This is a genomic window from Nostoc sp. UCD121, from assembly GCF_014222285.1.
GTDB lineage: Bacteria > Cyanobacteriota > Cyanobacteriia > Cyanobacteriales > Nostocaceae > Nostoc.
This window is the reverse complement of sequence record NZ_JACKZS010000266.1, coordinates 1-8,860: the sequence shown is the minus strand read 5'-3', so window position 1 is coordinate 8,860 and position 8,860 is coordinate 1. Positions and strand designations below refer to the sequence as shown.

The 8,860-nt window shown below is 44.3% G+C and carries 4 protein-coding genes and 2 pseudogenes; 2 read left to right on the top strand and 4 right to left on the bottom strand.

What is annotated here, in order from left to right:
- Nucleotides 1-152: 152 nt before the first annotated feature.
- Together GNF10_RS32605 and GNF10_RS32600 are read left to right on the top strand one after the other, a co-directional pair.
- Nucleotides 153-3,419: a DEAD/DEAH box helicase gene (locus tag GNF10_RS32605; protein WP_185583061.1), complete on the top strand. Its 3,267-nt coding sequence runs from the start codon at nt 153-155 to the stop codon at nt 3,417-3,419.
- 95 nt (nt 3,420-3,514) lie between these two features.
- Entirely contained in the window at nt 3,515-4,351 is an 837-nt protein-coding gene (locus tag GNF10_RS32600; RefSeq protein ID WP_185583063.1) for an SWIM zinc finger family protein, read from the top strand.
- Nucleotides 4,352-4,568: 217 nt separating this feature from the next.
- Here GNF10_RS32600 and GNF10_RS32595 read toward each other — a convergent pair whose 3' ends face one another.
- The 4 genes and pseudogenes from GNF10_RS32595 to GNF10_RS32580 all read right to left on the bottom strand — a co-directional run.
- Entirely contained in the window at nt 4,569-6,707 is a 2,139-nt protein-coding gene (locus GNF10_RS32595; RefSeq protein ID WP_185583065.1) for a hypothetical protein, read from the bottom strand.
- 311 nt (nt 6,708-7,018) lie between these two features.
- Nucleotides 7,019-7,184 (bottom strand): annotated as a pseudogene (locus tag GNF10_RS32590) (PCP reductase family protein).
- A 130-nt stretch (nt 7,185-7,314) separates the two neighbouring features.
- Nucleotides 7,315-8,706, bottom strand: coding sequence for a photosystem II reaction center protein CP43 (psbC, locus tag GNF10_RS32585; protein WP_185583067.1), 1,392 nt, complete (start codon nt 8,704-8,706; stop codon nt 7,315-7,317).
- Nucleotides 8,690-8,860 (bottom strand): annotated as a pseudogene (locus tag GNF10_RS32580) (photosystem II D2 protein (photosystem q(a) protein)); the annotation flags it as partial. The gene psbC and the pseudogene GNF10_RS32580, both read right to left, overlap by 17 nt.

Here is an 8,860-nt window from a genome sequence, read left to right as displayed (position 1 = left end):
GAAATCCATTATTAATAATGTTTATGCAAAATAATTATTTTAAATTTTATTGTACGCAATAATTTTATTATCAATGTTATTGAGAAAATGTAATAAATAGAGTTTTCGCAAGTTAAATTATTTAATTTTACAAGAATCTGAGTAATTAGCAAATGGCGATTTTACACGGTAATTGGTTACTAAAAAGTCAAAAAGGTTGTTTATTTATTTGGGGAGAAACTTGGCGATCGCCACGAGTTAATTTCGAGTCTAATGGATCTGGAGATATCCCACTAAATCCATTGGCAATGACATCAGTGGAGTTGAGTGAGTGGTTGGTTTCCCAGAAGATGGCGATTACCAACTTTATCCAGCAACCCCAAATTGCCATCGCTACTACTGGGCGAACACGTAAAGCAGCCACTGCCACTGAGATAAGTTTACCAACGCATTCACAAATAATTGCCTTACCAACTTATATTCCCGAAGAGAGTACAGAAGGAACATCTGCAATTTTCCCTGTGCATTCTGCCAGCTTGGGACTAGAAACAGACTCTCCGCAATATTTGCAACCGTGGCGAGTAGAGGGTTTTTGTCTTAACCCCAACGAGGCAGTAAAATTTCTCGCTGCTGTTCCCCTGAATGCTGCTAAAGGGGAAGATGCCTTTTTAGGAGGAGATTTACGTTTTTGGTCGCAGGTTTCCCGATGGAGTTTAGATTTAATCTCGCGGTGTAAGTTTTTACCAAGAATTGAACGGCAATCAGACGGTGCATTTGCTGCTAAATGGCAAGTACTTCTAGACAGTGCTGTAGATGGAACTCGCCTAGAAAAGTTTTCTGCGGATATGCCGTTGGTTTGCCGCAGCTATCAGGAGGGAGTGGAGGGAGATGAAGGAGCAGGGGGAGAAAAATCAATAGCTAATGCCCAATGTTCAATCTGTGTAGACTTTCCTGCCGAACCTCAAGAATTACTTTTGGGATTTCTCAACAGTACGATAGATACGCAAGTGCGAGGGATGGTAGGTTCTCAGCCTCCAATGGAAGCTAAGGCGATGGCATCTTTACCCGGTGGGGTGCGACAGTGGTTGCAAGCTTTAACTAGTACATCTGGTACAGTTAACGCAGATGCAATTGAAGTGGAACGACTGGAAGCGGCACTGAAGGCTTGGACGATGCCGTTACAGTATCAATTAACTCTTAAAACTCTATTTCGTACCTGTTTTCAACTGCGTTCTCCAGAGTCTGGTGAAACAGATTGGACATTGGCGTATTTTCTGCAAGCGGCTGACGATCCTGAGTTTGTGGTGGATGCGGCAACTATTTGGAACAATCCAGTTGAACGTTTGGTTTATGAAAATCGGACAATTGAGCAGCCACAGGAAACCTTTTTGCGAGGTTTGGGGCTAGCTTCTCGATTATATCCAGCGATCGCACCCAGTTTTGAAACCGAATATCCCCAATCTTCTCGGATCACCCCCATGCAAGCTTATGAGTTTATCAAAGCTGTAGCTTGGAGATTAGAAGACAGTGGTTTAGGAGTAATTTTGCCTCCTAGTTTGGCAAACCGCGAAGGATGGGCGAATCGTTTGGGTTTGAAAATTACTGCTGAAACCCCAAAGAAAAAACAGGGACGTTTGGGGTTGCAGAGTCTACTAAATTTCCAATGGCAATTGGCAATTGGTGGACAAACTATTTCTAAAGCCGAGTTTGATAAACTTGTGGCTTTAAATAGTCCGCTAGTGGAAATTAACGGCGAGTGGGTAGAATTGCGCCCCCAAGATATCAAAACAGCCCAAACTTTTTTTACCACTCGCAAAGACCAAATGGCCCTTTCCCTGGAAGATGCCTTGCGTTTCAGTACAGGAGACACCCAGGTAATTGAAAAATTACCAGTGGTTAGCTTTGAGGCATCTGGGGCGTTGCAAGAGTTAATTGGGGCGCTAAACAATAATCAAGCGATCGCACCTTTGCCCACACCAGCAGCCTTTAAAGGACAGTTGCGACCTTATCAAGAACGTGGTGCTGCTTGGCTATCTTTCTTAGAACGTTGGGGCTTAGGCGCGTGTCTCGCCGACGATATGGGACTCGGTAAAACCGTGCAGTTTATCGCTTTTCTGCTACATCTCAAAGAACAGGATGCACTAGAAAATCCAACCCTGCTAGTTTGTCCAACTTCGGTTTTAGGTAACTGGGAAAGGGAAGTAAATAAATTTGCACCAAGCCTGAAAATTTTGCAATATCACGGTGACAAACGCCCAAAAGGGAAAGCGTTTTTAGAAGCAGTGAAAAAGCACGATTTAATCGTTACCAGCTACTCACTGCTTCATCGAGATATCAAGTCATTAGAAAGTGTCTCTTGGCAGATAATTGTTTTAGACGAAGCTCAGAATGTGAAAAACCCAGAGGCGAAACAGTCAAAAGCAGTGCGGCAATTAGAAGCGACATTTCGCATTGCATTAACGGGGACACCAGTAGAAAATAGGCTACAAGAACTCTGGTCTATTTTGGATTTTCTCAATCCTGGCTATTTAGGCAATAAGCAATTTTTCCAGCGTCGGTTTGCCATGCCAATTGAAAAGTATGGGGATACCGCTTCTTTGACTCAGTTACGTTCATTAGTGCAACCATTTATACTGCGGCGATTAAAAAGCGATCGCGACATCATTCAAGACTTGCCAGATAAGCAAGAAATGACCGTATTTTGCGGTCTGACTGGTGAACAAGCTGCACTTTATCAACAAATTGTAGAACAATCTTTAGTAGAGATAGAATCTGCTGAAGGATTGCAACGCCGGGGGATGATTTTGGCTTTACTAATCAAACTAAAACAAATCTGCAATCACCCAGCACAATACTTGAAACAGGCGACATTAGAGCAACATAATTCAGCCAAACTTCTGCGGCTAGAAGAAATGTTAGAAGAAGTTTTAGCAGAAGGCGATAGAGCTTTAATTTTCACACAATTTGCTGAGTGGGGTAAATTGCTTAAACCCTATTTAGAAAAACAGCTTGGGCGAGAAATATTCTTTTTGTATGGCAGTACCAGCAAAAAACAACGAGAGGAAATGATCGACCGTTTCCAACACGACCCTCAAGGGCCACCGATTATGATTCTTTCTCTGAAAGCTGGTGGTGTCGGACTTAATTTAACACGAGCAAATCATGTATTTCACTTTGATAGATGGTGGAACCCAGCAGTAGAAAATCAAGCTACAGATAGAGTATTTCGGATTGGTCAAACTCGGAATGTACAAGTACATAAATTTGTTTGCACCGGTACTTTAGAAGAAAAAATTCATGACATGATTGAAAGTAAAAAACAATTGGCTGAACAAGTTGTGGGTGCTGGTGAAGAATGGTTGACTGAACTGGATACAGACCAACTTCGCAACTTACTAATACTCGATCGCAGTGCAGTAATTGACGATGATGCAGAATAAGTTCGTAGTAAGGATTTTAGTCCTTAATTTGAGCGCTAAAGCGCTCACTACGAACTCGCAATAATATAGCAGACTACTGAATCTTTGAATTAATTATGACTAATTACACATTACAAGCAAGCCGAGAATGGTGGTCGCAACAATGGTTAGATTTGCTAGACTCCTATCGTTTTAAAAAGCGTTTAGAACGTGCGAGAAATTATGCTCGCCAAGGAAATGTTTTAAGCATTGAATTTAAAGGAGCAAAAGTATTAGCTAGGGTGCAAGGTAGTGAAGTAGAACCTTATAAAGTTTCTCTTTCCCTTGAACCCTTTAGTGATGAACAGTGGGGTTATGTAATTGAAACCATGTCCCAAAAGGCAATTTTTGCTGCCAAATTACTAGCAGGAGAAATGCCACAAAATATAGAAGAAGTATTCACGGCTAATGGTCTTTCGATATTTCCATTTACCCTTGGTGATGTCCAGAGTAAATGCTCTTGTCCTGATAAAGCAAATCCTTGTAAACATATTGGTGCCTTGTACTATCAGTTAGGCGATCGCTTCAGTGAAGACCCTTTTGTACTATTTCAATTGCGCGGACGCACCAAAGAGCAAATTATCAGCGATTTACGTCAATTACGTAGTGCCAAGATTCAGCCAAATACCACAGAAACACCCGATATTCAACAGTCAACTCCTAATAACAAATACTCAGTAAAAATTGACTCTTTCTGGCAATATAATGAGCCACTAGAGTCATCATTAGTAGTAATTTCGCCGTCCACTAATGAGATGGTACTAGATGTATTAGGAGCAATCCCCCTAGCGAAGGAAGAGGAAAATGCAGTAAGTTCAACTTCGAGTGATGTGGTAATGAAGTCTTTGAATACAGTTTACAGAGATGTGAGCCAGAAGGCTTTTTTAGCAGCAATGAATGTGGGAGGAAGTTGATATTAATTCGTAGTTTGTAATTATTGTTCGTGAGATTGTTGTAATTTTAATTTCAGAGGATGTTTGAAAAGTCTTCTTGTTAGTAGCAGAACATTATAGATTCCCCTAAATCCCCTAATAAAAAGGGGGACTTTGATTCCGGTTCCCCCCTTAAAAAGGGCTAGGGTGGATCTAGAAGTACTTAAAATTTACAGCCAAACACTTTTCAAACAACCTCTCAGACCAAAGTGCTGTAGCACAAAGAGCCATCTGCAAAGATAAAATTCTCAAAACCTTTTGTGGACAGTGTAATAACATCTTCATTGTTATTGAAGCTGATGTTAGCTGGGTTTAGGGCATTGCCCGAAATTGCACCAGAAAAAGTGAGTTCAGAGCGATTGAAAGCACTGAGGTCTAAGGTGTCAAAACCTTTTCCACCATCCACAGTCCCAGTACCAAACCCTTTGAAGTAGTCATTTCCAGTACCTAGATCAATGTTGATACCGCCACCAATGGTAACTTTTTCTTGAACTTCATTGATGGTAGTGGTGGCTGTAATTTTGTCATTGCCATCGCCAGTCTTGATAGTTCCTTTTCCATAAATGCCATAGGCAGCACCACCAATTGTTGCTGTAGCCTGTCCGGTAAGGATGTCATAACCATTCCCAGTATCAATTACTCCGTCGTTGAAAATGCCGTGTGCAGTGGCATTTGTGCCTGGTATTTTGCCAGTACCACCTCTGCCCCCCTGACCAGTGCCGGTGATAGCGTCATTCCCATCCCCAGTATTCAGATTGCCACTGTTACTAATACCTGTTCCAGTGCCACCATTACCGCCATTAAAGCCAGTGCCACCATTACCACCATTACCGCCCTGACCAGTGCCAGTGATAGTGTCATTCCCATCCCCAGCATTCAGATTGCCACTGTTACTAATACCTGTTCCAGTGCCACCATTAGCGCCATTACCGTCATTACCGCGATCAAAGTTTTTACCACCCCGATCGCCATTACCGCCCTGACCAGTGCCGGTGATAGTGTCATTCCCATCCCCAGCATTCAGATTGCCACTGTTACTAATACCTGTTCCAGTGCCACCATTACCACCATTGTAGTAATAGCCATTCTCGTTGTTAGCGCCCTGCCCAGTGCCAGTAATACTGTCATTGCCCAACCCAGTCCAGATCGTTCCTTGTCCATAATTGCCTATGCCAGTGCTTATAGAAGTACCAGTGTCTATAGAAGTACCACCAATTGTTGTATTAGCAAGTCCCGTAAGGATGTCACAACCATTGCCAGTATCAATTACTCCATCGTTGGAGATGCCTATGACGAAGACGCTATAGACTAAACTTTTGCCAGAACCAGTAATTGTGTCGTTGCCTTGCCCTGTGGTGATGGTGGCACCTTTCATGTTCTGGATGCCAGTTCCATTAGTACTGTCGGGGCCGCCACCAGAAGTGCCAGTGCCTATGATCGTGTCTTCTCCGTCTCCGGTATCCAGTTTCTTACTGTTAATGATGCCAGTTCCAGTACCGCCGACAGCGAAACTGTCGTCTGTATCAGCAGCCCCAGTCCCAGTGCCAGTGATTGTGTCATTTCCGTCTCCGGTATCCAGTTGCCCAGTGTTGCTGATACCTATCCCGAATCCGCCCTCGCTGCCGAAGCGACCGTTACTACCAGTGCCGCCCTGACCAGTGCCAGTGATCGTGTCATTTCCGTCCCCTGCATTCAGTTTGCCACTGTTACTGATGCCTGTTCCAGTACCACCATTGACACCAAGGTAATCTTCACCACCAGTGCCGCCCTGAGCAGTGCCAGCGATCGTGTCATTTCCGCCCCCAGTATTCAGTTTGCCACTGTTGCTGATGCCAATCCCATATCCACTGTAGCCGCCACTCAAGAATCGACCGCCGCCGTTGCCGCCGTTGCCGCCAGTGCCATTGCTGATGATAGTATCGTTGCCCAACCCAGTATTAAGGATGCCACTGTTACTGATGCCAGTCCCTGTACCGCCACCGCCGCCACTAGTGCCAGAATTGGGGTCATCAAAATCATTCACGCCGTTGCCTCCACGACCCCCAATACCCTTGCTGATGATAACGTCGTCGCCCGATCCAGCATTCAGATTGCCACTGTTACTGATGCCAGTCCCTGTACCACCTTCGCTGCCATTGACGTTCTTACCGATAACACCATCACGACCTTCACCGCCAGTGCCATTGCCTTTAATGGTGTCCTTTCCTGAGCCTGTAAAAATGAAACCTCCAGTTAAAATATCAATCCCGATTGCTGGAAATTTATTTAAATCTTCTCCAACTAAAGTGTCGGAACCAGCAGTGCCTGTGAAATTGGGTGGAATCGTAAGTCTAGGCATAATCAAAATCCTCTAAATTTAGATTAGTATGGTCAGTTCGCTCATTTTAATTGTTGCTTGGCTCTGCCTTTTGACGGCGATGACTACTTTTCTTCAACTCACCTATTAATCTATTATCTCTTTGTAATGTAATCTTTATGTTCAGGTAAAAGTCTGATAATTTCCAAAGTAGTGCGATCTTAAGCTAACTTTGCCGCCCAATGTCCCAAGTCTTTTAGAGCATTTTCAAAGTGTTGCTAGCTAATATCGTAAAGCATTACTCGGTCTGCTCGATTTTTGGCGACTGTCATTATTACAACCTCCAGAATCTTTTATTGTCCAAACTCAAGCCTAGCCTGTTCTACCAAATCTGCTTTCACGAGCTAGCTGTTCAATTCTGGCTTTAGCTTGAGAGCGGACAAAAAAGGGAATATTTTGTAACTTTTCTTTAGCTTCAGATGTCCATCGCAAAGCATCAATAAAATTAGAGTCACTCATAGTATTAATTCCTTTGGTAAGTCGCTGACTTTAATCAATAGATGACTAATTTTCCTATAAAAAAAGCCCTTGCTTTTACGCAAGAGCTTTTAAATTATTTAGTTGTCAGTAATGAAATAAACCTTACAACCTAATCTAGGTCTTCCATAAACATCACTGGCTCAGTCTCACGATTAATTCCTTTCTCAAAACCACCAGCCGCAGCCCGTGCGCGACCAGCGTGCCACAAGTGACCAACTAAGAAGAAGAATCCTAGTACGAAGTGAGAAGTCGCCAACCAAGCGCGAGGAGATACGTAGTTGAAGGAGTTAATTTCAGTAGCCACACCACCCACGGAGTTCAAAGAACCCAGAGGAGCATGGGTCATGTATTCAGCAGCACGACGAGCTTGCCAAGGCTGAATATCGTTCTTGATTTTTTCCAAGTCAAGACCATTGGGGCCACGTAGAGGCTCCAACCAAGGGCCACGGAAATCCCAGAAGCGCATGGTTTCACCACCGAAGATGATTTCACCAGTTGGAGAGCGCATCAGGTATTTACCTAGACCTGTGGGGCCTTGGGCAGAACCGACGTTAGCACCCAAGCGTTGGTCACGAATCAAGAAGGTTAAAGCCTGAGCTTGAGAGGCTTCTGGGCCGGTAGGGCCGTAAAATTCGCTGGGGTAAACGGTGTTGTTAAACCAAACATAGATGGAGGCAATGAAGCCCATCAACGACAGAGCGCCCAAGCTGTAGGAGAGGTAAGCCTCACCAGACCAGATGGATGCACGACGTGACCAAGCAAAAGGCTTGGTAAGAATGTGGAAAATACCGCCAGCAATACAAATAAAGGCAATCCAGATGTGACCACCGACCACATCTTCCAAGTTATCGACGCTCACAATCCAGCCTTCGCCACCGAAGGGAGACTTGAGTACATAGCCGAAGATAACTGCTGGGTTCAATGTCGGATTGGTAATAACACGAACGTCACCACCGCCTGGTGCCCAAGTGTCATACAAACCACCGAAGAACATTGCTTTTAGAACCAACAGCAACGCACCACATCCCAAAATAATCAGGTGGAATCCGATGATGTTGGTCATCTTGTTCTTGTCTTTCCAGTCGTAACCAAAAAAAGAAGAGTATTCTTCTAAGGTTTCTGGGCCACGAACGGCATGATAGATACCGCCAAAGCCAAGGACGGCTGAGGAAATTAGGTGGAGTACACCGACAACAAAGTAGGGGAAGGTGTCGATAACTTCACCACCAGCACCAACACCCCAGCCCTGACTGGCGAGGTGAGGTAACAGGATCAAGCCCTGCTCGTACATGGGCTTTTCGGGAATGAAGTGAGCGACTTCAAACAAAGTCATCGCTCCAGCCCAGAATACAATCAAGCCAGCGTGGGCAACGTGAGCGCCCAAGAGTTTGCCAGATAGATTGATTAAACGCGCGTTACCAGACCACCAGGCAAAGCCAGTAGATTCTTGGTCGCGTCCAGTGCCGCCTAATATATTTGGTCTATTAGAGAGCGTTACCACGTGGTAATACCTCCTCAGGGAATACAAATTGTTCGTGGGGTTGATCTTGAGGAGCCATCCAAGCGCGGATACCCTCATTCAGCAAAATGTTTTTGGTATAGAAGGTTTCAAACTCAGGGTCTTCCGCCGCCCGTAATTCTTGGGAGACGAAATC

What these genes read in the sequence shown, in the direction of transcription:
- GNF10_RS32595 (WP_185583065.1), bottom strand. Translation starts at nt 6,707, where the DNA reads ATGCCTAGACTTACGATTCCACCCAATTTCACAGGCACTGCTGGTTCC.
- GNF10_RS32600 (WP_185583063.1), top strand. Translation starts at nt 3,515, where the DNA reads ATGACTAATTACACATTACAAGCAAGCCGAGAATGGTGGTCGCAACAA.
- GNF10_RS32605 (WP_185583061.1), top strand. Translation starts at nt 153, where the DNA reads ATGGCGATTTTACACGGTAATTGGTTACTAAAAAGTCAAAAAGGTTGT.